This window comes from Pseudogemmobacter bohemicus, from assembly GCF_003290025.1.
Classification (GTDB): Bacteria; Pseudomonadota; Alphaproteobacteria; order Rhodobacterales; family Rhodobacteraceae; genus Pseudogemmobacter; species Pseudogemmobacter bohemicus.
Window position 1 is genome coordinate 76225 of the sequence record NZ_QNHG01000007.1, and the last position, 24281, is coordinate 100505.

General features: G+C 65.4%; 22 protein-coding genes. 7 read left to right on the forward strand and 15 right to left on the reverse strand.

Going from position 1 to position 24281, the window contains the following annotated elements:
- Positions 1 to 46 precede the first annotated feature (46 nt).
- Positions 47 to 376: a hypothetical protein gene (locus DRF71_RS25340; RefSeq protein ID WP_112313236.1), complete on the forward strand. Its 330-nt coding sequence runs from the start codon at positions 47 to 49 to the stop codon at positions 374 to 376.
- A 9-nt stretch (positions 377 to 385) separates the two neighbouring features.
- On the opposite strand, the gene DRF71_RS25345 is transcribed toward DRF71_RS25340, so the two are convergent.
- The 3 genes from DRF71_RS25345 to torT form a co-directional block, all read right to left on the reverse strand.
- On the reverse strand, positions 386 to 796 hold the full coding sequence (locus DRF71_RS25345) for a DUF983 domain-containing protein (RefSeq protein ID WP_112313237.1): 411 nt from the start codon (positions 794 to 796) through the stop codon (positions 386 to 388).
- Positions 797 to 1081: 285 nt separating this feature from the next.
- Positions 1082 to 2374, reverse strand: coding sequence for an ABC transporter substrate-binding protein (locus tag DRF71_RS25350; protein WP_112313238.1), 1293 nt, complete (start codon positions 2372 to 2374; stop codon positions 1082 to 1084).
- A gap of 151 nt (positions 2375 to 2525) precedes the next feature.
- On the reverse strand, positions 2526 to 3596 hold the full coding sequence (torT, locus tag DRF71_RS25355; RefSeq protein ID WP_332872084.1) for a TMAO reductase system periplasmic protein TorT: 1071 nt from the start codon (positions 3594 to 3596) through the stop codon (positions 2526 to 2528).
- Between the two features lie 108 nt (positions 3597 to 3704).
- On the opposite strand from torT, the gene DRF71_RS25360 reads away from it, so the two are divergent.
- Positions 3705 to 6581 carry an ATP-binding protein gene (locus DRF71_RS25360; RefSeq protein ID WP_198672379.1) on the forward strand — a complete coding sequence of 959 codons (2877 nt, stop codon included), beginning with the start codon at positions 3705 to 3707 and terminating at the stop codon, positions 6579 to 6581.
- On the opposite strand, the gene DRF71_RS25365 is transcribed toward DRF71_RS25360, so the two are convergent.
- Positions 6554 to 7291 (reverse strand): response regulator, encoded by a 738-nt coding sequence (locus DRF71_RS25365; RefSeq protein ID WP_112313240.1) that lies wholly within the window; start codon positions 7289 to 7291, stop codon positions 6554 to 6556. The two genes, DRF71_RS25360 and DRF71_RS25365, sit on opposite strands and share 28 nt — an antisense overlap.
- A gap of 187 nt (positions 7292 to 7478) precedes the next feature.
- Between DRF71_RS25365 and DRF71_RS25370 the strand changes: the two genes are divergently transcribed.
- The 3 genes from DRF71_RS25370 to DRF71_RS25380 all read left to right on the forward strand — a co-directional run bounded on the left by DRF71_RS25370 (position 7479) and on the right by DRF71_RS25380 (position 11530).
- Positions 7479 to 8444, forward strand: a complete 966-nt coding sequence (locus DRF71_RS25370; RefSeq protein ID WP_112313241.1) for an ABC transporter substrate-binding protein — start codon at positions 7479 to 7481, stop codon at positions 8442 to 8444.
- A gap of 87 nt (positions 8445 to 8531) precedes the next feature.
- The gene (locus DRF71_RS25375; protein WP_112313242.1) at positions 8532 to 9566 is read left to right on the forward strand and encodes a quaternary amine ABC transporter ATP-binding protein; all 1035 of its coding nucleotides are present in this window, start codon (positions 8532 to 8534) and stop codon (positions 9564 to 9566) included.
- A complete protein-coding gene (locus DRF71_RS25380; RefSeq protein ID WP_232831684.1) occupies positions 9563 to 11530 on the forward strand; it encodes an ABC transporter permease in 1968 nt (655 codons plus the stop codon). The genes DRF71_RS25375 and DRF71_RS25380 overlap by 4 nt, the downstream gene beginning before the upstream one ends.
- A 39-nt stretch (positions 11531 to 11569) precedes the next feature.
- On the opposite strand, the gene DRF71_RS25385 is transcribed toward DRF71_RS25380, so the two are convergent.
- A complete protein-coding gene (locus tag DRF71_RS25385) occupies positions 11570 to 12001 on the reverse strand; it encodes a hypothetical protein (protein ID WP_232831685.1) in 432 nt (143 codons plus the stop codon).
- Between the two features lie 165 nt (positions 12002 to 12166).
- Positions 12167 to 13372: an MFS transporter gene (locus tag DRF71_RS25390; RefSeq protein ID WP_112313244.1), complete on the reverse strand. Its 1206-nt coding sequence runs from the start codon at positions 13370 to 13372 to the stop codon at positions 12167 to 12169.
- Between the two features lie 84 nt (positions 13373 to 13456).
- On the opposite strand from DRF71_RS25390, the gene DRF71_RS25395 reads away from it, so the two are divergent.
- Positions 13457 to 13810, forward strand: a complete 354-nt coding sequence (locus DRF71_RS25395; protein ID WP_232831686.1) for an ArsR/SmtB family transcription factor — start codon at positions 13457 to 13459, stop codon at positions 13808 to 13810.
- 238 nt (positions 13811 to 14048) lie between these two features.
- The gene (locus tag DRF71_RS29130; RefSeq protein WP_269814405.1) at positions 14049 to 15026 is read left to right on the forward strand and encodes a helix-turn-helix domain-containing protein; all 978 of its coding nucleotides are present in this window, start codon (positions 14049 to 14051) and stop codon (positions 15024 to 15026) included.
- Positions 15027 to 15038: 12 nt separating this feature from the next.
- On the opposite strand, the gene DRF71_RS25405 is transcribed toward DRF71_RS29130, so the two are convergent.
- Genes DRF71_RS25405 through DRF71_RS25445 form a run of 9 tightly spaced genes read right to left on the reverse strand, consistent with a single transcriptional unit; the run spans position 15039 to position 24279 of the window.
- Positions 15039 to 15797, reverse strand: coding sequence for an SDR family NAD(P)-dependent oxidoreductase (locus DRF71_RS25405; protein ID WP_112313247.1), 759 nt, complete (start codon positions 15795 to 15797; stop codon positions 15039 to 15041).
- A gap of 13 nt (positions 15798 to 15810) precedes the next feature.
- Positions 15811 to 16230, reverse strand: a complete 420-nt coding sequence (locus DRF71_RS25410; protein ID WP_112313248.1) for a diol dehydratase small subunit — start codon at positions 16228 to 16230, stop codon at positions 15811 to 15813.
- A complete protein-coding gene (locus DRF71_RS25415; protein ID WP_112313249.1) occupies positions 16227 to 18509 on the reverse strand; it encodes a propanediol/glycerol family dehydratase large subunit in 2283 nt (760 codons plus the stop codon). Before DRF71_RS25415 ends, DRF71_RS25410 begins: the two co-directional genes overlap by 4 nt.
- 12 nt (positions 18510 to 18521) lie before the next feature.
- Positions 18522 to 19301: a 3-oxoacyl-ACP reductase FabG gene (gene fabG, locus DRF71_RS25420; protein ID WP_112313250.1), complete on the reverse strand. Its 780-nt coding sequence runs from the start codon at positions 19299 to 19301 to the stop codon at positions 18522 to 18524.
- 13 nt (positions 19302 to 19314) lie between these two features.
- On the reverse strand, positions 19315 to 20487 hold the full coding sequence (locus DRF71_RS25425) for an iron-containing alcohol dehydrogenase (RefSeq protein WP_112313251.1): 1173 nt from the start codon (positions 20485 to 20487) through the stop codon (positions 19315 to 19317).
- Positions 20487 to 21812, reverse strand: a complete 1326-nt coding sequence (locus tag DRF71_RS25430; RefSeq protein ID WP_112313252.1) for a glutamine synthetase family protein — start codon at positions 21810 to 21812, stop codon at positions 20487 to 20489. Before DRF71_RS25430 ends, DRF71_RS25425 begins: the two co-directional genes overlap by 1 nt.
- 10 nt (positions 21813 to 21822) lie before the next feature.
- Positions 21823 to 22530 carry an ABC transporter ATP-binding protein gene (locus DRF71_RS25435; protein WP_112313253.1) on the reverse strand — a complete coding sequence of 236 codons (708 nt, stop codon included), beginning with the start codon at positions 22528 to 22530 and terminating at the stop codon, positions 21823 to 21825.
- Entirely contained in the window at positions 22520 to 23290 is a 771-nt protein-coding gene (locus DRF71_RS25440; protein ID WP_112313254.1) for an ABC transporter ATP-binding protein, read from the reverse strand. The genes DRF71_RS25435 and DRF71_RS25440 overlap by 11 nt, the downstream gene beginning before the upstream one ends.
- An 8-nt stretch (positions 23291 to 23298) precedes the next feature.
- On the reverse strand, positions 23299 to 24279 hold the full coding sequence (locus tag DRF71_RS25445; protein ID WP_112313255.1) for a branched-chain amino acid ABC transporter permease: 981 nt from the start codon (positions 24277 to 24279) through the stop codon (positions 23299 to 23301).
- Between the last annotated feature and the right edge of the window lie 2 nt (positions 24280 to 24281).

Sequence of the window (24281 nt, forward strand, 5' to 3'; positions counted from 1 at the left end):
TAGCGCTCGACTTTTGCCCTGGGTTCGCGCCGCACGATCAGCGCTTGTGGGTGCCCAACGGCGGGCCACCGATCACCTTGCCGTCGACAAGGCGGTGCAGGAGATCAGCACATGGCGCCTGGTGGGTACGGCCCTCGGTCAGCGCCAGTTCCACGGCGGTCGGCACGGCTGCTGCAAGGCAAGTTTCGCCGATCACGCCGATCGGGCGGGGGTGTCCATCGTTCCGGCCGAGGCTTTCGCGACAGGTGCCCGGAGCCAGGAGGCCGTGCGGATCTCGCTGGGGGTGGCGCCTGATCGTGGGGTTCTGGAGGAGGGTCTCCTGCAACTGGCGGCATTGCTGGAGCGCCCACCTGTCAGCACCCGAACCGTGGTCTGACAGGCGCCCTCAGTGCTGCGGCGCGCTGCTTTCACCAAAGCCATGCATACGCCGCGACCATTGTATGGAAACCATGAAACCCTTGGTCGATGGCAACATCAGCAGCGCCAGCGGGATCACCGTCAGCGTGACGATCAGACCGACGATTCCCGGCGTCAGATCGGTATAGCTGAACAGGCCATGGATCATGAAACCGGCCACATGGCAGATGATCAGCATGGTGATATAGGCGGGCCCATCATCGGCGCGCTGATGCCAGAGCTCTTCGCCACAGCCGGGGCATTGCCGCACAACCTTCAGATAAGACGAGAAGATCGAGGATTCGCCACAGGCCGGGCAGCGACACATCAACCCGCGCCGGATTGCCGGTTTCAGCGGGCGTTCGGGATGCTCAGCATCGGAAGGTGACAGATCGGCCATGCTGTCCTCGGAAGACGAAAGCTTGCGGGCGCAGCGGGCTGCCCCGTGCAAAGGATATAGGTCAGGCATTTGACAAAGACAATATGAAATTAATGTATGGATATTTGACCTAATATTTCGCCGACTTGCCCGGCTGGTCAGCGTTGCTTCAACCGTTCGGCCTGGCGGCGATAGGCTGCGCGGTGGCGGGTCTCAAGCCGCAGATGAAAGAGCGAGCTGCGCGCAGGGGCAGGGGCGGGGCGCCTGAAAACGCGCCGCCACGCCCGCGAGAGGCGGCGATAAAGCTCAGCCACGCTGAGACCAGAGCTGGCCATAGCGCTCCATCTCCCGGTGCAAAAGAGGGCCGTGGCGGTCATACCAGCCGGTGACCGAGGTGAATTCGCGAATGCGCGCCTTGCTGCCAGAGATCTCAACCACGGGCCAGTTCCCGACCAGGGCGTTGGAAATGCCGAATAATTCCTCGCCCCACCAGCGCGCGGGGCCAAAGACATGGCGCAAACCCCGGCCGGCTTTCATTGCAGCCAGAACATCCGCCGGCGCAGTGGACCCCGCCGCTTCGGCTGCGGCCTTCCACAGGTCCAGCGTTGCGGCATATTGCCAGGAGACCGAGCTCCACTGGCCGGGAAACTTCGCTTCATATTCGGCATGAAACCGGGCAGGGTCGCGAAAATTCACCTCGGGCACCGCCAGAGCCGGATCGTCGAAATCGGGGAACTGGAAGATGGTGCCCTCCAGGAACTCTGCCGAAGTACGGGCGATGATGCGGTCGTGGAAATCCAGCGTGCAGGACAGGAGCTGGCCGCGAAAGCCCTGGCGGAAGAGTTGTTCGCAGATCGGCAGGATGTAATCCGGGTAGCAGGTGTCGAGGCAGACAATCTCCGGCTCGCCCGAGAGCATCCGACGCACCAGCGGCTCGAAATCTCTGGTGGCGGGGTCGAAGAAGAAGGGCTCATCGGTCATGTGGATGCCGGCGGCGGCAAAGGCGGCGAGATAGGTCGCGACCGAGGGCAGGCCGAACACATCATCCTGAGCACAGATCGCCGCCGATTTCAGTGCGGGCCGATAGCGCGACAGCCAGTCGACGCCGGTGACATTGTAGATCGGATGCACCTCGGCGGGGGCGATCAGCGTGGTGGTTTCGGGGCTGAGATCCGAGGGCAGCAGGGTCGAGACCAGCATCCCCGTCGCCTGGACCAGCGGCGCGGCACCCGGCCAGGGGTCGCCCCCCAGCATCATCAGAAAGCTGACCCCTTCGCGCCGGATCAGCCTTTCCGCACCGATCCTGGCGCGGGCGGGGTCATATTCGTCATCGAAAGCCACGATCTCGACCGGCAGCTGCCGCTCGCCGATCCGGATGCCGCCCTCGGCATTGATCCATTCTGCCCAGAGCCGGCTGCCATCAAGGCCGGGCTGCCCCCAGGGGGCGACCGGGCCGCTTAACGGGCCGAGAAAGCCGATCCGCACCCGGTCTTCCGCCGCAGCGAGGCGCCGGGGCCAGAGGCCGGAGCCAATTGCACCCAGCGTCGAGGTCAGGATGTTGCGGCGATTCACGCCGCCGGGGCGGGGGCTTTTCAGCATGGCTGTCCGTATCGGGGCTGCCTTGTATCAGGGCCGGGCCTGGGCGGTGAGTCAAGTTATTTCACGCTCAGGAAAGGAATCGACGCGGGAGGCGCGGAAAATACGGGCGTTGGCCCGGGTTGAGCCCTCAATCCGGGCCTCAGTCTGGCCCTCAGTCTGGTTCGGCCGAGAAGACCGGCGCGAAATCCGCCGGGGCCAGGGTCGCATCGGCATCATAGCTGCGGATTGTCTCGGGTGTCACCGTGACGATGGCGGGGCCTGCATGGCGGACCACGAGCTTGTCCTCGATGGCGCGCACCGCCATTTCCACCGCCAGCCGTCCCTGCAGAACCGGGAAATCCGAGGGTGCCGCCAGGATCCGCCCGCGCAGGATGCCGCGATGCACCGCATGGGTCATGTAATCCGAGATGATGCCGATATCATCCCGCCCCCTGGCCCTGAGGACCGAGACCGCCGCCTCGGCCATCGGGCCGGAACCGACGAGGTAATCCGGCCAGGGCGTGGTTTCCAGCACATCCTCGATCAGCCGCACCTGATCTTCGCGGCCGGTATCGCCATGGCGGACCTCGGTGATCCGGGCCGAGCTTTCCTCAAGTGCTTTGCGAAAGCCCTCATCGACAAAGCGCACCCAGCCGGCGCCGTCCGGTCCGGGAAACCAGGCGACCGAGACCGGCGCGCTGCCCTTTGGGTGGCGCTCTGCCAGAGCGCGGCCGGCGGCGGCGCCCATCTCGCGCCAGGGCACCGAGGCCTTGGCGCTGATCCCTTCGGGCGCAATGTCATTCACCGCCGCGATCACCGGCATGCTGCGGGCGATCTTCGTCAGCACCGGCGTCAGCCCGTCATAAGAGACCGTGCCGATGATCAGTGCATCGGCCCCCGCCGCCGCGCAGGCCTCAGCCTGTTCGATCTGGCGCGCGAGGTTCGGATAGCCGCCGGCCTCGTAAAGTGTGAAGCCGACCCCGAGACGTCGCGCCTCTTCGACCATGCCGTGATTGACGCTGAGCCAGTAGGAATCCTTGAGATGCGGGTAAAGGATGCAAAGCCGCCAGGGCTGCGCCGCACGCTCCAGCGGCTGATAGTCCATCGGATGGGTCGGGCTGGAATCGTCCATCGGCCGCTCATGCACCTGCAGGCGCCAGGGCGCAGTCGCGGGTTCGGCGCGCAAGGGCCCGCAAAGGGCGATCATCGCGCAGAAAAGGGCAATCGGGCGGGTCAGGTGCATTTTCCGGATGGCCTCGCGACGGTTCCATGCCAGTTTCGGCGGAAATCCGATGCGGGGAAAGAGGCGATTCATCCAGTGCAACAGGGTCCGGTGACAGGCGCCGCAAAAATGGGCAGGGGGCTTGGCTTCCGGCTTCTGGCGGCGTTTCTGGTCATCACCGGCCTGCCGCTTGCAGCGGCGCTGATCGGCTGGCTGGAGCTGAGCGGCACCATCCGCGCCCAGGAAGAGGCCAGCGAGCGAACCATCCCCGCTTTGGCCGGGCTGCGCGGTTTTGCCGAGGCCAGCGCGCGGATCGTCGCCATCGCACCCGAGCTTGCCTCGGTGCAGACCGAGGCCGAGCGGCGCGAACGCACCGCCTGGCTTTTCGACCAGGCCGATCTGCTGAACACGCGGCTTTCGCCCTATCGCAACAGCGACCCCGAGGCGATTGCCGGGCTTGAGGCGGCGATCCGCGATCTGCGTGGCGCCATCGGTGTGCTGGATCTGGTGGTGCAGCGCCGCATCCTCGCGCGGGCAAGCCTGCGCCGGCATATCGACGAGGGCATCGGTGCCGCAGCCGAGCTGGGCGGCATCGCCGATACTCTGGTCGCCAATGCCGAGGCTGCCGCTTCTGCGACGATTTCAAGCCTTTACGAGATCAGCCCGGCGGATGGGGAGGCGGGATTTGCGGCGTTGGACAAGCTGATCGAGGTCGATCTGTTCCAGCTGAGCCTGATGTTCGAGATGCGCGCCCATGCGTCGGAGCTGGGGCTTTTGCTGAACCGGCTGGCCACGGTGCCCGACCGGCCGTCGGATGCGAAGGACGAGCTTGCCAGCCTGCGCCGGGTGATGGAGGAACGGCTTTCCATCGTTTCGCGCCGGGTGCAGACGATTGCCGATCCGGTGCGGGCGAACCGGGCGCTGGCGCTGTTGACGGTGATCCGTTCGGGCGCGCCGCGCACGCCCGGCGCGCGATCCCCGGGTGCCCCCGATATGCTGGATGCGACCGCCGCGATCCTGGCGCTGGAGGGGCGCATCGCCTCGGCCAGGAATAATGTGATCGAGGCGGCGGGGCGGATCGACAAGGGGGCGGCGGTGCTGGCGGTCTCGGTCAGCGGGCGGGCGACCGAGGCGGGAACCGGGGTGCTTTCCGCCATCCGCTATTCGCAAAGCCTGCAGGCCTGGGGGGCGGTTACGGCGCTGATCATCTCGCTTGCGGTGTTCTGGCTCTATGTGCGCGGCAATATCTCGCGCCGGCTTGACCGCTTGTCCTCGTCCATGGCGCGGCTCGCGGGTGGTGCCATTGGCGAGGAAATCCGCCCCGAGGGCCGGGATGAGATCGCCGGGATGGAACAGGCCGTGGCGGTGTTCCGCGCCCAGGCCATCCATAATGATGCGCTGGAACAGGAGCGCGCCCGCCATCTGGACGAGCTGCACCGCCACAGGAATGCGCTGCGCCAGCTGGTCGATGAGCGCACGCTCGCCCTGCGCGAAGAGGTGGCGGCGCATGATATCGCCCGCGAAAAGGCCGAGGCTGCGGATCGGGCGAAATCGGAATTCCTCGCCATGATGAGCCATGAAATCCGCACACCGATGAACGGCATGCAGGGGATGATCCGCTCGCTGCCGCGCGACGGGCTCAGCGCGCAGCAGATGGAGCAGCTGCGTGCGCTGGAACTGTCCGGCGAGCGGATGATGGGGATTCTGGGCGACATTCTCGACTTCATCCGCCCCGAGCGCGGCGAGGGAGGGGCGGCGAATGCCGCTTTCCCGCTGGCCGATCTGGTGGCCGATGCCGAATGGCTGCTGAAGCCTGCGGCAGAGGAAAAGGGGCTGGCGCTGCGGATCACGCTGGCGCCGGATCTGCCGGGCCATGTGACGGGGGATCGCGGCCGGCTGCGGCAGGTTCTGGTCAATCTGCTGTCGAATGCGATCCGCTATACCGCGCGGGGCCATGTGGCGCTGGCGGTCACGGCCATCCCGTCCGGGCCCGGGATGGTCCGGCTGCGCTTTCGGGTCAGCGATACCGGCCCCGGCATCGCGCCCGAGGCGCGCGAACGGATTTTCGAGCCTTTCGAGCGTGGCGAGCCGGTGGGCGCGCGGCAATTCGGCGGCACCGGCCTTGGCCTCGCGATCTGTCGCCGCTTTGTCGGGCAGATGGGCGGGCGGCTCTGGCTGGAGGAGAGCGCGGGCGTGGGCGCTGTTTTCGTGCTGGAACTGGATCTTGCCCGGGCCGCAGCACCGGCCCCTGTGCCGATGGTGATGCCGGTCGATCTGCGGCCGCTGTCGCTGCTGGTGGTCGAGGATCACCCGATCAACCGCATGGTGGTGGCGGCGATCCTGGCGCCGCCCGGTCACCGGTTGCAAATGGCAGAAACCGGGCTGGCGGCGGTCGACCTGGCGGCAGCGGGCGGCTATGACGCGGTTCTGCTGGATCTGGATCTGCCCGACATCCCCGGCACCGAGGTGCTGCGGCGGATCCGGGCGCTGCCTGATCCTGACCGCGCGCAGGTGCCGGTGATCGGGATTTCCGCCCATATCGGCGGCGCCGGGGTCGCGGCAAGCCTGAAGGCCGGGATGGCGGTGATGCTTGCCAAGCCGCTGTCGCCTGAACGCCTGCTGGCGGCGCTGGCCACGATTTGCGACCGCCCGGCGCCGGTATTGCAAGGCGCCCTGGCCGATCTGCCCGAAGCGGTGGTGGCAGAGCTTGCCGGGCTGTTCCTCAGCCGGCTCGATCTTGCGCTGCCGCTGATCCGTGGCGCCGCCGATCGCGGCGACAGCGCCGCGCTGGCGCGCGAGGCGCATCAGCTGGCGGGCGCTTCGGCGAATTTCGATCTGGCGGCGCTGACCGCCTGCCTGCAGGAGATCGAGCGGGCGGCGCGGGGCGGGCAGGATGCGGCTCTGGCCCTTGCCAGGCTCGGGGCGCTGGCCGAGGCCGCGAAATCCGACATGAAGGCGGCGCTGTCCCGGCTGAACACTCAGTCCAGCGCGGCGGTGAACAGGTAGCCCTCGCCATGGGCAGTGGCGAGGATGCGGGGGCTGCGCGGATCATCGCCCAGTTTGACCCGCAGCCTCTGCACCAGCACATCGACACTGCGGATATTCACGCCAGAGCGGCGTGGCGAAATGGCGGCCGCCAGCCGGTCACGGTCCAGCACGAGGCCCGGCGTGGTCACGAACACCCTGAGCAGTTCATATTCCGCGCGGGTCAGCTGGATCGTCGCGCCACCCGGACCGCTCAGCGCGCGGGTGGCAAGATCAAAGGTAAATCCCTCGAAGCGCAGCGTTTTCCGCTCCAGCTGCCGCAGCACCTGGGTGCGGCGCAGCAGGTTTTTGATCCTTGCCAGCAGCTCGCGCCGGTTGAAGGGCTTGCAGACATAGTCATCAGCGCCCAGCTCAAGCCCGATGATGCGGTCAACCTCATCGGTGCGGCCCGATATCAGGATGATGCCGATCTCTGATCGCGCCCGCAGGTCGCGGGTGATCTCAAGCCCGTCGCGGCCCGAGAGGTTGATATCGACCAGCAAGAGGTCCGGCTCGTCGCTGGCCAGCAGATGTTCGGCCTCTTCCGCCGTATCGCATTCCGAGATCCGGTAGCCGAAGCCCTCAAGATAGCTGGCCAGCGTCTTGCGGGTGACCGGCTCATCCTCGACGATCAGGATATGGGCCGGACGCGCGCGCGGGCCTTGCTGCGGGAAGCGGGGGCTGGTGGTCATCACGCTCCTGCTGGTCGGGGAATATTCCTCTCTGTTAACAATCTTTCACAATTTAATCCAGTCTGTTCATCGCAAAGGGCTTACCGGGTAACAACCTGCGACTAGCCTGGGTGCAGGGGAGGCCGAACCTTTCCGCCACATCCCGCAGCGGGAAAACCCGCGCGGCCTTACCAACAGGGAAAACCAGATGACCAGAACCAGCCGCCTGTCGCGGTCGGCAAGGCTTGCTCTTGCGCCGCTTTTCATCGCCGCCAGCCTGACCGGTGCCGCCCGGGCCGAAGATTCCTCTGACCCGATCACCATCCCGATCCATAACTGGTCCAGCCAGATCGTGATGAGCCATGCCATCGGCCAGATCTTTGAAAGCATGGGCAATTCGGTTGAATATGTCTCGACCGACAGCCAGGCGGTCTATGAGGCGATCCGGCTGGGCGATGCGAGCCTGGAGGTCGAGGTCTGGGAGGGGGCGTTTGGCGCCTCGTTCAACGCGGCGGTGGAAAAGGGCGGCATCCATGAGGCCGGCAACCACAATGCGGTGACGCGTGAGGATTGGTGGTATCCCCTTTGGACCAAAGAGGCCTGCCCTGGCCTGCCGGACTGGGAGGCGCTGAATGCCTGTGCGGCCGTTTTTGCGACGCCGGAAACCGGCGAGAAGGGGCGGTTCCTTGGCGGTCCGGTCGACTGGCTGAAACATGACGCCGAAAAGGTCGATGCGCTGGCGATGAATTTCACGGTGGTGAATGCCGGTTCGGCGGCGGCGCTCTGGGCGGAACTCGCGGCGGCGGAAAAGGACAAAACCCCGATCGTGATCTTCAACTGGACCCCGAATTTCGCCGAGGCCGTCTGGCCGGGTGAATTCGTCGAATTCCCGAAATGGGAGGCCGGTTGCGACACCGATCCGGCGGTCGGTCTGTATCCGGACAAGGTTTATGATTGCGGCAACCCGGCGGATGGATATCTGAAGATCGCCGCCTGGGACGGGATGCCCGAAAAATGGCCGGCAGCCTATGCCGTCTTGCAAAAAGTCAGCTTCACCAATCCGCAGATCGCGGAAATGGCCAAGCTGGTCGATGTCGACGGGATGGAGCCGGAAGATGCTGCGAGCGCCTGGCTCGAAGCGAATGAGGCGGTCTGGAAACCCTGGCTGGAATAAGCCCGCGGCCTTTGTGACCCCGACCGCCTCTCAGGCCCGCCCCCGTTCTGGCGAAGGGGGCGGGCTGCCTCAGCCCGGAGATCCCGCATGACCGATGCCATTCAGACCCCCGTACCCGTAATCTCCTGCCGCAATGTCTGGAAGGTGTTCGGCCCCCGCCCGGAAGTCGCACTGGCGGCGATGAAAGCGGACAGGGACGCGCGCCCCGAGGGTCATGTGACCGCGGTGCGCGATGTCTCGCTGGATATCATGCCGGGCGAGATGCTGGTGGTGATGGGGCTGTCCGGGTCGGGGAAATCGACCCTGGTGCGCTGCCTCTCGCGTCTGAATGAGATCACGGCGGGTGAGATCCTGATCGAGGGCCAGGATATCGGGCGTCTCAACGAGGCCGGGTTGATTGAACTGAGACGCCGCAAGATGGGGATGGTGTTCCAGAGCTTTGGCCTCTTGCCCAATCGCAACGCTCTGGAAAACGTGGCTTTCCCGCTGGAGATGCGCGGCCAGCCGCGTGCGGCGCGGATTGAGCGCGCCCGTGAGATGCTGGCATTGGTCGGTCTCAAGGGTCGCGAGAGCTATTTCCCGCGCGAACTCTCCGGCGGGCAGCAGCAGCGCATCGGCATCGCACGGTCGCTGGCGGTCGAGCCGGATATCTGGTTCCTCGATGAGCCGTTTTCGGCGCTGGACCCGCTGATCCGGCGCGAGATGCAGGATGAATTCCTGCGCCTCAAGGGGATGCTGAAAAAGACCATCATCTTCATCACCCATGATTTTGACGAGGCGCTGCGCCTCGCGGACCGCATCGCGATTATGAAGGATGGCAGGGTCGAGCAGATCGACACGCCGGACCGCATCGTGCTGCAACCGGCCACCGATTATGTGGCGCGCTTTACCGCCGAGATCGACCGGGCGCGGGTTTTGCATGTCGCGGGCCTCGCCGGCCCGGTGGCGGGGCGGGCGATTGACGGGCCGGCTTTGCCCGGCGGCCAGACTTTGCGCGATCTGGCACGACGCCTGGTCAATGACAGCCGCGACTGGATCCCGGTGGCCGATGGCACCGGCCGCATCACCGGCATGCTGGAGCGCGCCCGGGCGCTGGATATCCTGTTGGGCGATGCGGCATGAGCATGGTGGACCGGATCGACCTGACCCCGCCCTCGCCCCGGCTGAACGCGCCCATCCTGATGCTGGGTCTTGCGGCTTTGCTGATCCTCGGACGGGCCTGGTTGCCCGAGGGGTTGCCAGCGGGGCTGATGCGGCTGCCCGAGGCACTGGTGGTGCCTTTTGCAGACTGGATCAACGCCGCTTTCGCCTTTCTGCGCGACGATCTCGGGCTGATGGAGGTCACCCGTGCCTTCGCCGCCATGCTGGAATGGCTGCTCGATGTGACGGCGAATATTCTTTACGGCAAGAACCGCTGGCCGAGGCTGGGGCCGCTGCCCTGGTCGGTGGTGGCGATTTCGATGGCCGCGCTTGGCTGGTGGCTGGGGGGCTGGCGGCTTGCCGTGCTGGCAGGCGGCACATTCGTCTGGATCGCGGTCATGGGCCAGTGGCAATGGGCGATGGAGACGCTGTCGGTGATCGTGGTCGCCGCGCCGTTTTCGGTCTTTGCCGGGCTGATACTCGGCATCGCTGCCTGGCGCTGGAAGGGGGTGCAGCGTATCCTCAACCCGATCCTGAATGTCGCGCAAAGCCTGCCGCATTTTGCCTATATGATCCCGGTCGTTGTCTTTATCGGTGTCGGGCCGAAAGCGGGCGCGATTGTCACCATCATCTTCTCGGTGCCACCGATGATCCGGATGACGGAACTTGGCCTGCGTAAGGTGCCTGAGGAAGTGGTTGAGGCCGGCCGCATGGGGGGTGCCACGCCCTGGCAACTTCTGACCCGGGTGCGCCTTCCCACCGCGCGGGGCGATATTCTGATCGGCGTCAACCAGGTGATCATGCAATGCCTCGCCATGGTGGTGCTGGCCAGTTTCATCGGGATGCCGGGGCTGGGGCAGAAGCTGTTGCAGCTGTTGCAGGCGCTGAAGATCGGGCTCTCGGTCGAGATCGGCATCACCATCGTGCTGATCGCCGTGGTGCTGGACCGGCTGAGCCGCGCCTGGGCGAAGCGTCAGCCGCTGCATCACGCCCTGGGGCTTTCCTGGGCGCGGCGTCATCCGGTCCTGCTGATCTGGGCTGTCGCGGTGGTGCTGGCTTTCGCGCTGTCGCAGCTCTTTCCGCTGCTGGCCCAGGTGCCGCGCCGCGAGGCGCTGAGCATTGCCGCGCCGGTCGATATGCTGGTGGACTGGCTGATCCGGCTGGTCGATCCGGTGACGACCTGGCTCAGGTGGTTCCTGATCACCTGGGTGCTGATCCCCCTGCGCGACGCGATCCTGTGGTTGCCGTTCAGCGCGGTGCTGATCGCGGTGGCGGCAGCGGGCTGGGCGGTTGGCGGCTGGAGATCGGCGCTGGTGATGCTGGGCTTTATCGGGGCGATTGCGCTGTCGGGCTGGTGGGACCGGGCGATGATCACCGTCTATATGGTCGGCTTCTCGGTCTTCCTCGCGGCGCTGATCGGCTTTCCGCTGGGGATCTGGGCTGCCGGGTCCGAGACCCGCGCGAACCGGATGCTGCTGATCTGCGACTCGCTCCAGACCTTCCCGAGCTTTATCTATCTGATCCCTGTCGTCATGCTGTTCGGGGTCAATGATGTCGCGGTGGTGATGGCGGTGGTGACCTTTGCCGCGGTGCCGCTGGTGCGCTACACCATCGAGGGGCTGCGCGGCGTCGCGCCCGAGCTGATCGAGGCCGCGCATATGAGCGGCACGACCAGGCGGCAGATGCTCTGGCATGTGCAGCTGCCGATGGCGGCGCCGGTGATGCTGGTGGGCGTCAACCAGTCGGTGATGTTCTCGCTGTTCATGGTGATCATCGCGGCCTTTATCGGCACCCAGGATCTGGGCCAGGAGTTGCAGCGCGCGCTCTCGGTCAGCGATGTCGGCAAGGGGCTGGTGCTGGGGCTGGCGGTTGCCTTCATGGGGCTGGCGGTCGATCATCTGCTTCGCCAGATGTCAGAGCGGATGCGGCAGGGAGGTGGCGCCTGACGCCACCCCGCTTTGCGCGCGCGGGGCTTCCCGTGGCGCTTATTGCGCGGCGCGGAAATCGGCCAGCCTGCCGCCGCCGACAAGGTGGTCCAGCAGGGCCTGGCGCTGGCCCGCCGTGCTGCGGTTCAGCGCCGCCACTTCGGCATCCGAAAGGTCTCGGCGGGTATAGCCCTGTTTCTTCAGGCAGCGATCGACCGCATTGGCCTCGCCCCGGGCGCGGATGCTGTCCTCGTTCATCGCGGTGCCGGCCACGCCGATCAGGCCGCCGACCAGAACATTGCCGACATAATTGATGCCGACCGCATTGCTGCCGCCCTGGGCGGCCACGCCGGAACAGCCCTGAACGGCGGATTTCGCCTCAAGAAAGCTTTCGCCGGGTTTGCTCGGGATCGAGGGGCGATCAGCCGCAGCGCAGGCGAAAAGGGTCAGGGCCGAGAGCAAAACGGCGCCAGGGAGCAGGGTCTTTTTCATGGAAATGGTCTCGGTGCTTCGGGCTTATGGGTTACAGGAGGCAACCCGTTTGCGGCTGCGCAAAGGGGGGCGTCGGAAACAGGGTTAACGAATGATATGTTCCCGATGCGGCGGGATTGTGCCGTTTCGGGGGTTTGAAAGTTTGGGAATTCGGGCCTTCGGGTTTCAGCTCTGGCTGCCGAACCGGCGCCAGGCCCAGGCCAGGGCCGCCATCAGCGTGATGATCAGCCCATAGATCAGCACGGTCGCATCCAGCCCGATCCGGGGGATGGCAAAGCCCGCCGCCACCACCGGCAGGCCAAACGCCAGGTAGCTCAGCGTGAAGATCGAAGCGAAAAGTTCGCCTCGTTCATCGGGCGGACAAAGCGGCACGATGGTGCGCAGCGAGGCGTAGAAACAGGTGCCGAAGCCGGTGCCCGCCAGCGTCAGCGCCGCCAGATAAAGCGGCAGGAAACGCAGCCAGATGCCGGTCAGTGTCAGCGCGGTTCCAAGGGCCAGCGCGAATGTCCCGTAAAGCATGACCTGGCGCGGCGAATAACGGCGGGCGATGAAACAGGCCAGCGCGCCGACCCCGGAGAGCAGCGTGACCACCAGCGCCTGGATCAGATAGCTTTCTATCCCGAAAAAGACCGAGATCACCGGCGCGCCGAGCGAGAGATAAAGCCCCCCCGTCGCCCAGCCCGCGACGATGGCGGGGGTGCTTTGCCAGAAGGCAGCCCGGGCAGGGGCCGGGATGCCTACCCTGGGCAGCAGCGCCTGCCACAGCCCCTCATGGCGGGGCGAGGTCTCGGGCATTTTCCACACCAGCGCCGCGAAACCAAGGCAGATCAGCGTGATGGCGACAAAGACATCCAGCCGCGCCTCGGCGGCATGTTCCATCACGAAACCGGCCAGCGGCGCCCCTGCCGCCATGCCGGCCAGCGGGATCACCGAATTGCAGACCTGGGCGAGGCCGGGGCGGCTGCGGGGCTCAAGATCGGTGACGGCAGCCGAGGCGGTGGTCAGCAAAAGCGCGCAGGCGACACCCTGCACCGCGCGCGCGGCCAGCAGCTCTTCCGGCCCGGAGGCCAGCGCGAAACCCAGCATCGAGGCGGCCAGCAGGGCGAAGCCAAAGCTCAGCACCGGCCGGCGCCCGATATGGTCCGAGGCCGATCCCCCTGTCAGCAGTGTCGCCAGCAGCACAATCGCATAGACGGCGAAAATCGCAGTCAGCGTGGTTTCGGAAAAGCCCATCTCGCGCTGCAACACCGGATAAAAGGGCGAGGGCGCGCTGGAGCTGGCCATCATCACCCCGCCCGCAAGCCCCGCAATGACAAAACCCGCAAGACGGCGGGAGGGGCTGATATCGCCCGAAGGCACAGGACTGCTCATAAGGGTCTTCCGGCGGAGGGCGCGGCCGCTCTGGCCGGGACTGTTCGATATTATTCGAACGGATTTCTGCTGACAAGCCCGCGAGTGTTCAATTATATTCGAACCATGGCCGAGAATGACAGCTTCCCTATCCCCGATCTCTACCATCCGCCAGGCGAGGATCTGGTCCTGACCGATATCCTCTTCGCGCTCAGCGATCCGGCGCGGCTGGAGATTGTGCGCCAGGTCGCCAGCGGCGCGGTGGATATGGCGCAATGCCATCTGCAAAATCCCGATGCGCCGAAATCGACCAAATCGCATCATATGAAGGTGCTGCGCGAGGCGGGGATTTTGCGCAATGAACCGGCGGGGCGCGGGCGGCTGCTCAGCCTGCGGCTGGAGGATCTGGACCGGCGGTTTCCCGGGCTGATGCAGGCCGTGCTGGCCGCCCAAAGCTGAGGTGGGGGTCAGGCCGGGCGGCGCGCATTTATGCGAACAGCGCCAAAAGCCGGGCCGCGGCGCGAAAGGATTGCGACGATGATTGACCGCAGCGGCGCCCTGCGCCTATCGTGCAAGCCATGATCTGAGGTTTGAGCGCCGCACAGCGCATCCGGACCCGGCGGGCGTTGTCGCCAGAGGTCCGGCCCGCGCCATTGCCCGCAGCGCTCTGCCTGTCTGTATCGAGAGGGTCAGGGTTTTGAAATCCGAAAACCAATGGGTGCGGCACAGCGAAGATGTCCACCATCAGGCGACGCTGCTGCAGGCCTGGGACCAGGATTACTTCCAGCTGCATGCCGGTGCCTTTACCGGCTCGCTCAGCACGTTCCGGCTGGGGGCGACGCGGCTGTTTTCCGAACGGATGAACCGCGCCACCTTTCAGCATGGCGCGCTGCCGCCGGGGAGGCTGGCCTTCGGCCTGCCGCTGAGGGCGCGCGGGCGCAGCTGCATCTGCGGCGAGGAGGGCGGGCCGAATACTCTGCTGGTCTTCTCGGGGCGCGGTGGGTTCGAGTTCCTTTCGCCCGACGGGTTCGAGTTTCTGGGGATCGAGGTGGATACGACCGGATTCGACGACCCGGTTTTCCAGGCCATGATCTGCGAGCTGGACCGGGTGATTTCCTCGGGGCGGCGCTCGATCCCGATCGAGCCGGCGCGGGCGGCCAAGCTGGGGCGGCTGCTGCATGGCATCCTGCATGAGCAGGGGCTGGATGAGCGGCTGGAGGAGCTTCCGGGCTGCACCGCCGCCTTCAGCCGGGGGCTGGTCGGCTGGCTTCTGGATATGCTGCAACCCGCCGGCGGCGCCGAGACCGAAGGCGGGCGCAATACCTTGCGCCACTGGGACACGATCACCGCCATTCACGACCTGGTTGCCGATGGCCATACCTGCCCTGTTTCGGTGGCCGAGCTGACGCTCGAGCTGGGCGTCTCGCGCCGGACGCTGCAAAATGCCTGCCAGGAGGTCACGGGCCTCAGCCCGGTGCAGTATCTGCGGGCGCTGCGGCTGTCAGAGGCGCGGCGGATGCTTCAAAGCGACCGCCCGGTGACCGAGGCCGCGACCCAGTTCGGCTTCTGGCATCTGGGCTATTTCTCGCGCGATTACCGGCAGATGTTCGGCGAGCTGCCCTCGGTCACCCGTGCCGGGGCGGGAGCCGGGCCTGGCGGCAACCGCCGCCGTTGAGGCATCAGGGCGTCAGAGACACTCGCCGCCATCGGCAACCAGCGCCAGGCCGGTGACGAAACGCGCCTCATCCGAGGCGAGGTACAGCACTGCCGCTGCGATTTCCTCGACCGAACCGAAACGCCCGGCCGGGATCGCATTGGCGATATAGGCCTCCAGCCCGGCGCGACCGCCCATCTGGCGTTCAAACCCCGCATTGAAGGGGGTGTCGATGAAGCCGGGGCAGAGAGCATTGACCCGGATCCCGTCTTTCGCGAAATCCTTGGCCATCTGCTTCACCATCGCGACGGCGGCATGTTTGGTCACCGCATAGGCGATCATGCCGGCATCATATTGCACCCCGGAATTCGAGGCCGTGATGATGATCGACCCGCTTTTCTGCGCCTGCATCTGGCCGATCACCGCCTGGGCCGCCACAAAATGCGAGCGCACATTCATCACCCAGGAGGCATCCATCTGATCCGCCGTCACCTGGTCAAGCCGGCCCTCGATCTGGATTCCGGCATGGGAATGCAGCACGTCGATCCGGCCATGGCGGGCGATCACATCCTCCAGCGCTGCCTGGATGGCAGCCGTGTCGGTCATGTCCAGCGCCATCGCCTCGGCGCGGTTTCCCTTCGTGGTGATCTCATCCGCCACCGCACCCGCCGCCACCCCGTCGCGATCCGTCACCACAGTAAACGCACCGGCGCCCGCCAGCGCCATGGCCGAGCCGCGCCCGATCCCCGAACCGGCGCCGGTGACAAAGGCAATCTTGCCGTTAAGCCGCATTTCTTGCTTCCTTTCAGCCGGGCATCAGGCCGCGGCGCTGGTAATGGATCGCCGCAGTTTCGAGAAACTCCGCCAGCTTTTCGGCGCCATAGTCGCGGCGCAGCATGGCGGCGCGTTCGCGCAGAACCCCGGCATCCTTCACCCGCCCCGGTCGCAGCATCTCATAGGTTTCCATGATCAGCTCCTGCGGCACGGCGACCAGTTCGGCGCCGCGTTCGAAATTTTCCGCGAGCGCCGCGCGGCCGGCATCGCGGGCGATTTCCGCCTGGGCGAGCAGGGCCTGAGGCGTGATCCGCAGGTCTTCGATGGTGACATCGCCTTGCAGCACGGCCTCCAGCGTCAGCGCCTCCAGCGGCTTGCCGCGCGCGCCCTGCACCTGGTCAGGCGCGGTCTCGGCCAGCGGGAAATCGGCCCGGGTCAGGGTGCGTCTCATGCTTTTGCCCCCGTATCGGCAAAGGTCACAAAGGTTTCCTCGGGCGGGCGGGAGGGGTCGGTCAGCCCGGTCTCGATCGCATAGATCAGCGCCACCTGGGCATGGAACCGCGCCCCAAGCGCCTGGCCATCGGTCGGCACAACCACCGGTTCGGGGCGTTCGCCATGGGTCCAGCGGGCGGCATTGCGGCCCATGCCTTCGTAATGCGCCAGCGTGGTGATCGGCGCGTTCGAGAACAGCTCAAGATTGTTATGCGGCATCCGGCCGCGTTGATGGATCACCGCCGTGCCCTTGGCCTGGATGCCGATCCCGAAGCCCGAGCCCGACATCTCTGCCGCTGTCAGCCCGAGGAAAGAGGTATCCGCCGTGTGATGCATCCTCAGGATCCGCGCCACGCCGCCGCCCGAAGTAATCCCCCGGATCAGCGCCGACAGCACATCCGACAGCGCCAGCCCGGCGGTCGTCTGGTAAAGCTGCAACCCAAAGGCAGGCGAGATTCCGATCACCACCTCATGCGGGTTGGCGCCTTTCGGAGCCTCCCCCTGAGGCGCGTAGGTGATGCGACGGCTTTCCGCGCGGCGATGGCGGGCCTGATCCGAGAGCACCTCGGACTGGCCGATCAGGTCGCGGATCTCGTTGATCTCTTCCTTGCGGGCATCCGTCAGCCGGTAGCCGGTGCCCGGACCGCCATAGTCATTTGGGTCATTCACCGCCGAGAGGATGCGCCCCTGACGGATGATCGACGAGGTTTGCAGATAATCGCCCGAGACCCGCAGCTTGACGATCTGTAACAGATTTCCTGCCTCGGGGCGGAAGCCGCGTTTCGCCAGTGCTTTGATCACGTCGATCACATTGATGCCGCGTGCCTGGATTTCCTCGGATATCCGGGCGGTCTCGCCGGTGGAGAATGTCTGCGTCTCGCGTGAGCCGGAGGCGGCGATCACGCTGGTTTTCATCGCCTGGGTCGGGCTGGCGAGATCCAGTTCCTCCAGCACGGCGGAAATGGCCTCGACCGCGCGGATCCGCAGCGACAACGCCTCGGCCTCGGGGATAGGGGTCAGCCCGCCATCGGCCTCGAAATCGCGCTGGAGGGTGAGGAAATCCTCCATCTCCTCGCCGTTGAAAAGGGACGGGTTGAAGGAATTGTCGTATTTCAGGATCGAGCCGAACCCCGAGCAGATCAGATCCGAGCCCGCGATCAGATAGGGAAGGATCTTGGCGCCGACCCGGATCTCGGATTCGGTGGCGCGCGCGTCATTGCCCGACGCGCATTCCAGATCCAGCCAGACGGCAAGCAGGTTCTCGGCCATCATCTCACGCATGCCGCCGGCGATTGATGCCGTGATCGGTGCCCCGTCAATGCCGCCGTTCTGCGTGCCCTGAACCCCCATGCCGCGTTGCAGGCAGAGGCAGCGGGCCTCCAGATACAAAAGCGATTTCGCTTCGTGATAGCCCATCAACAGCTCCGCCCCACCGCCCGAGGTGCAGCGCGCCTTGATCCCGCGCGAGGCATAGGCCGCGACCAGAAAGGCCTTGGACCAGGGGGTGTCATCGCCATCGGTAAAGCTGCGCTCGGTGCCGTAAACCGACACGGTTTCGGCGTAGGAGGTGAAGCCCGCCATGCCGATCCGAAGTTCCTCGGCCTCTTCCGAGGAACACTGGAACAAGGTCCCCCATTCGCCGACCGAGGATCCGACCAGGCAGGCCAGCGCATTCGACCAGGCGCAGCGGGCGACGCGCATCGTGGTCTCGACCTCGTCGAAGCCATGCCCCGCCGCCACCGCCGCATCGGCGGCGAGTTGCAGCGGGTCGTCTTTCGCATTGGTCACATGCGCCTGGTTGCCGGGGGTCTTCCTCGGCCGCATTTTGGAATAGGCGAAGGCGATCTCCATCGCGTTCAGGCGCGAGACCACATCCACCAGCTTCGCAGGCGTCATGCCATGTGCCAGCTGCACCAGGCGCTCGCGCGGCACATGCATATCCACCAGCATCCGCGCGACCTCACCCGAGTCCATCGCCATCGCCTCGGGGGCGATCTGCGGGTCGAGGTGATATTCGGCGATGAAAGCGTCGATCATGTCGAAATCATGCGCCAGCACGCCATCCATCGAGGCGATGCGACCCGCTGCAAGCGTCAGTCCGGGGCTTGGATCGGCCGGGCTTTTGAAGGCCGCAAAGCCATTCGCAGGGTCTTCTTTCGCGAAACGGTCCAGCCGCAGCGGCCGTCCGTCCCAGTCGGAATAGCGGCGCCAGCGGTTGACCTGAATGGTGTCCGACATATCCCCGCGCCCCTATGCCATCGCGTCGAGCGATTCCGGCACCACCTGGCCGCCATCGACCACGATGGTCTGCGCGGTGATATAGCCGGCAAGGTCTGAGGCCAGGAACAGCACCGCATTGGCGACATCGTCGACGGTGCCCAGCCGACCCAGCGGCACCGAGGCCTCCATCGCCGCCAGATATTCCGGCCCGTTCCCCTCGAACCCCTCGGTGATGATATTGCCGGGCAGAACGGCATTGATCGTGACCTGGTCCTTCGCCAGCTCCATCGCAGCCGAGCGCATGAAACCAAGCTGTGCCGCTTTGGAGGCGCCGTAATGCGTCCAGCCGCGATAGCCGGTGATCGGGCCGGTGATCGACGAGGTCAGCACGACGCGCCCGCCGCCCGCTGCCCGGAAATGCGGCTGTGCCGCTTTGACCGCCAGGAAGGAAGAGCGCATATTCACCGCCATGACCTGATCCCATTCCGAGGGCTCCATCGCCTCCATCGTGGTCTGCGGGTAGATGCCGGCATTGGCGCACAGGATGTTCAGCCCGCCCTGGGCCGCCGCCGCCGCGTCCACCATCGCCTTCACGGCTGCCCAGTCGGCGATGTCGCAGCTGGCGAGGCGCAGCTTTGCGCCCGGCACTTCCGCAAGGATTGCATCCCGCGCGGCCTCAAGCGCAGGCATGCCGCGCGCGACCAGGGTGACCTGCGCGCCGCTCGCGGCCAATGCTCGGGCGATGCCGCGCCCGATGCCTTTTGAGGCACCGGTGACGATGGCGCTCTGGCCTTCAAGGCTGGTGAACATCGGGCTTCCTCCCTTATGAGATCGTGAGATCACCGCTCAGCGCGGCGAGGTAGAGGCGGCGGAAATCGTCCTGATCCATCTTGCGCGGGTTGGCCCCGGTCGAGGGATCGGCCAGCGCTTTGGCGGCAATCTCATCGGCGCGCGCGGCAGTTGCTCCGAGTTCGGCCAGCGTATGCGGGATGCCCAGCTCGCGCCGGAACGCGAGCAGCCAGGCCATGAACCCGTCGAACCCTCCCTCGATTTCAAGCACATGCGCGACGCGGGCGACCTTTTCCTCAATCGCCTGGCGGTTGAAGGCGACCACATAGGGCAGGATCACCGCATTGGCCAAACCATGCTGGATGTCATGGATCGCGCCCAGAGGATGCGCCAGCGAATGCACCGCGCCGAGACCCTTCTGAAACGCCACCCCCCCCATCATCGCGGCGGCGAACATCATTGTCCGCGCTTCCAGGTCCTGGCCGTTTTTCACCGCACGGGGCAGGGCGTCGCGGATGATCCTCAGCCCCTCAAGCGCAATACCATCAGCCATCGGATGGAAGCTTTCGACGCAGAAGGTCTCAAAACAATGGGTGAAGGCGTCCATACCGGTTGCCGCTGTCAGCGCGGGGGGCAGGCCGAGCGCCAGCTCCGGATCGCCGATCACCAGGACCGGCAGCATTTTCGGGTGGAAGATGATTTTCTTGGTGTGGTCGGTTGTATTGGTCAGCACCGCCGCGCGCCCGACCTCGGACCCGGTTCCGGCAGTGGTCGGCACCGCGATGATCGGATGGATACGGGTCGCATCGGCGCGGGTCCACCAGTCGCCGATATCTTCCAGATCCCAGACCGGAATGGTCTGACCTTCCATCAGCGCGACCAGCTTGCCGACATCCATCGCCGAGCCGCCACCGATGACGATCACCCCGTCATGCGCGCCCTTGCGGAAGGCCTGGATCCCGGCATCGAGGTTCAGATCGGTCGGGTTGCCCTGCACATCGGAAAACAGCGCAGGCGCGAGACCGGCGGTGGTCAGCGCCTTCAGCGCGGCGGTGATGAAGGGCAGATGTGCCAGCCCCCTATCGGTGACGATCAGCGGGCGTTTCATCCCGGCGGTGCCGGTATGAAACGCGAGATCCGCGATCTTGCCGGCTCCGGCATGAATGGTGGTCGGATAGGTCCAGCGGGCATTCAGAGCGTAAGTCATCAGATCATCTCGAAATAGCGGTTCAGTTCCCAGTCCGAGACCCAGGCGCGTTGTGCTGCGACCTCGGCCTCGCGTGAGGTGGCGAAATGGTCGGGAAAGGCATCGCCAAACCAGGCGCGCGCCATCTCTGATCCGCGCAGCCGGGCGGCGGCCTCGGCGAGCGAGGCGGGGAAGCGCCGTTCTGCGGGCAGGTCGGCCTCATAGCCATTGCCGCGCAAGGCCGGGCCGGGGTCGAGACCCTCGCGGATGCCCTGAAGGCCCGAAGCGAGTGCTGCGGCCAGCACCAGATAGGGGTTGGCGTCTGCCGCAGGCGGCCGCATCTCGACCCGGATCGACTTCGCGCTGTCGCCGACGACGCGCAGGCTGCAGGTGCGGTTGTCAAAGCCCCAGGTCGCGCCGGTCGGCGCCCAGAAGCCGGGTGCGAGACGGGTGAAAGAGTTGATCGTCGGCGCATAAAGCGCCAGCAACTCGGGCATGTATTTCAGCTGGCCGGCGATGAAATGGAGCGCGGTTTCCGAGAGAGCGCCCTCGCCTGCGGGATCATAAAAGGCCGACCGATCGCCCCGCCACAAGGACAGATGCGTATGGCCGCCGCAGCCGGGCAGCCCGTTCAGCGGTTTCGCCATATAGCACAGGCTCAGCCCGTTCTGATTGCCCCAGGCCTTTGAAAATGATTTGAAAATCGCGGCCCTGTCGGCGGCTTCCAGCGGCTCGGACGGGGTGAAGGCGAATTCCATCGCGCCTTCACCGGCCTCGGGATGGATCGCCTCAAGCGGGGTGTTCAACTGACGCGCCAGCGCCATCATGCCCGAGAAAAACCCGTCCTCCACCGCCATCCGCTGCACCGAATAGCCGCCGGTCGTGGGGCTCAGGGCCGTGAGGCCGCGATAGCCCTTGGCCAGAGCCGTGGCGGGCGTCTCGCGGAAGACATAGAATTCATATTCAAACCCGGCCATGGCGGTGAAGCCCATGGCGGCGGCCTCTTCCAGCACCCGCCCCGCCAGCCGGCGCGGGCAGAGCGCGGCACCCGGCCCGTCGGCATATTCGATCAGGTGAAAGCGCCGCCCATCCCCCGGCATCACCCGCCCCGGACCCGGCACCACCCGGATCGGGTCGTCGTGATAGCCCGTGTGCCAGCCGGTATGGCGGTTGGAGTAAAGCGCATCGCGCGAGTCCCAGCCCAGCACCACCGAGCAAAAGGCACCACCCTTTTCCTGCCAGGATCGCAGCTTGGCCTGGGTTGCATATTTGCCGCGGATCAGCCCGTCGAGATCGACATAGCCGAGCATCGCGAAATCATCTCCGGGAGGCGGAATATCATTCATCGTCTTTTCCTCAGGCGCCGAGATAGGCGCGGGCGACCTGCGGGTCGGTCAGCAGATCGACCGAGCGGCCCTGCACTGCAATCGCGCCGGTCTCCAGCACATAGCCATGATCGGAAAGTTGCAGCGCGAGGCTTGCATTCTGTTCGACCAGCACGATCGACAGGCCCGAGGCGCGCAGTTCCCGGATCAGTTTTGCGATCTCGTCGATCATCACCGGCGAGAGGCCGAGCGAGGGCTCGTCCATCAGGAGAACCTTCGGCCTTGCCATCAGCGCGCGGCCGATGGCGACCATTTGCTGCTGGCCGCCTGAAAGTTTGCCCGCCGGCTGATTCTGTTTCTCGCGCAGGATGGGGAAGCGCTCGAACACCTCTTCGATCCCCTTCGCGATGCGCGCGCGGTCGCGGTCGAGATAGGCTCCGATGCGGAGGTTTTCCTTCACCGTCATCAGTTTGAAGAGCTTGCGCCCTTCGGGGACATTGACGATGCCAAGGCCGACGATCTCATGCGCAGGCCGACCGGTGATCACCTGGCCGTTGAACCGCACCTCGCCGCGCGAGGGGTTTTCCAGACCCGAAATCGCCTTGAGGATCGAGGATTTCCCGGCGCCATTCGCCCCGATCAGGGTGATGACACCGCCCTCTTCCAGTGCCATCGAGACGCCTTTGACCGCCTCGACCTTGCCGTAATGGACCCAGAGGTCGCGGATCTCAAGCAACATGGGCCTGGCTCCCCAGATAGGCTTCGCGCACCTGCGCATTGGCGCGCACCGCTTCGGGCGTGCCATCGGCGATTTCATTGCCAAAATTCAGCACGGTTATGCGGTCGCACAGCCCCATCACCACTTTCATGTCATGCTCAATCAGCATGATGGTGATGCCGGTCTCGCGGATGCGGCGCACGAGATGGATCATCTCGCGGCTTTCATCGCTGTTCATGCCGGCGCAGGGCTCATCCAGCAAAAGCATCTTCGGCTCGGCGGCGAGTGCAATGGCGATGCCCAGCATCTTCTGATGCCCATGCGCAAGCGTTGCGGCCTGTTGATCCATCAGCGCGCCAAGCCCTACGAAATCAAGGATCTCACGGGCGCGGGCGACGGATCCGGCCTCTGCCTCGCGCGTCTTGCGGGTACGCAGCAAGGATCCCCAATAGGAATGCCGCGCATGCAGATAATTCCCCGCCACCACGTTTTTCAGCACGGAAAACTGTTTGAACAGCGTGACATGCTGGAAGGTCCTGACCAGCCCTTCAGCCGCGATCTGATGTGGCTTCATGCCGCTGATCTTCTGGCCGCGATAACGGATTTCCCCCGCCGTGACCGGATAGCGGCCGGAACAGGCGTTGAAAAACGTGGTTTTCCCGGCACCATTGGGGCCGATAAGTCCGCGGATCTCGCCTTCCTCGACGGTCAGATCAAGGCCGGCAATCGCCGTCACACCGCCGAATTTCATCTGAAGGCCGCGCGCCTCTAATTCATGCATGGCCGGCCTCACTCTTTCGACTTGCGGTTGAACAGGCGGCGGATGCGCGCGGGGATCGTCTCCAGACCGCCCGGCAGCAAGAGGACCGAGGCGATCAGCACCACACCGAAGAAGATGGTGCGGAAATAACCAGTGGCGCGCAAAGCCTCGTCCACCATGGTCAGGGAAATCGCGCCCGCGACCGGGCCGCCCACCGTGGTCAGCCCGCCGACGATCAGGTGGACCAGCGCGAATTCCGACTTCCAGATGTCAAAGCTTTTGGGGCTGATATAGGTCTGGTAATGGGCATAAAGCGCGCCGGTGACGCCGACCAGCGTGCAGGCGATGGTGAAACAGACGACTTTTTGCCGGAAAACATTGATGCCGGTATGTTGCGCCAGCAGCTCGTTTTCATGGATTGCCCACCAGATCATGCCGGTGCGCGATGCGTTCATCCGGTAGATGATCCAGACCGTGAGCGCGACGAAGAACAGCGCCAGGTAGTAATAGGCGAGACGATCCGCGAAGTCGATTTGCAGGAAGCCAAGGTCAAGCACCGGCGGTTTGATGTCGAAAACTCCGTCCCAGCCGCCGAAGAAATCCTTGAAATAGGCGAAGTTGCGTTTGATCACCTCGCCCACCGCCCAGGAGGCCATGAAGAAATAGACCGCGCGGGTGCGCATCAGCGGCACCGCGATCAGCATGGCAAACAGCGCGGAAATCACGGCCCCGATCCAGAGCCCGTACCACATGGAAAGCCCCAGTTTCGTCAGCACCAGCGCCGAGGCATAGGCGCCGATCCCCATGAAACCGGCATGGGCGAAGGAGATCACCCCCAGCGACCAGATCATCCAGAGGCTGGTGGCCAGCGCCACGTTGAAGCTGATCGTGATGCCGACATGGATCAGGTACAGGTCAAAGCCCACAAGGAAGGGCGCGGCCAGTGCAAGGAGCAGCAGCCCCGCCCAGACAAGGCGGTTCGGGCTTGCGATGATATCGGTCTTGTCCATGA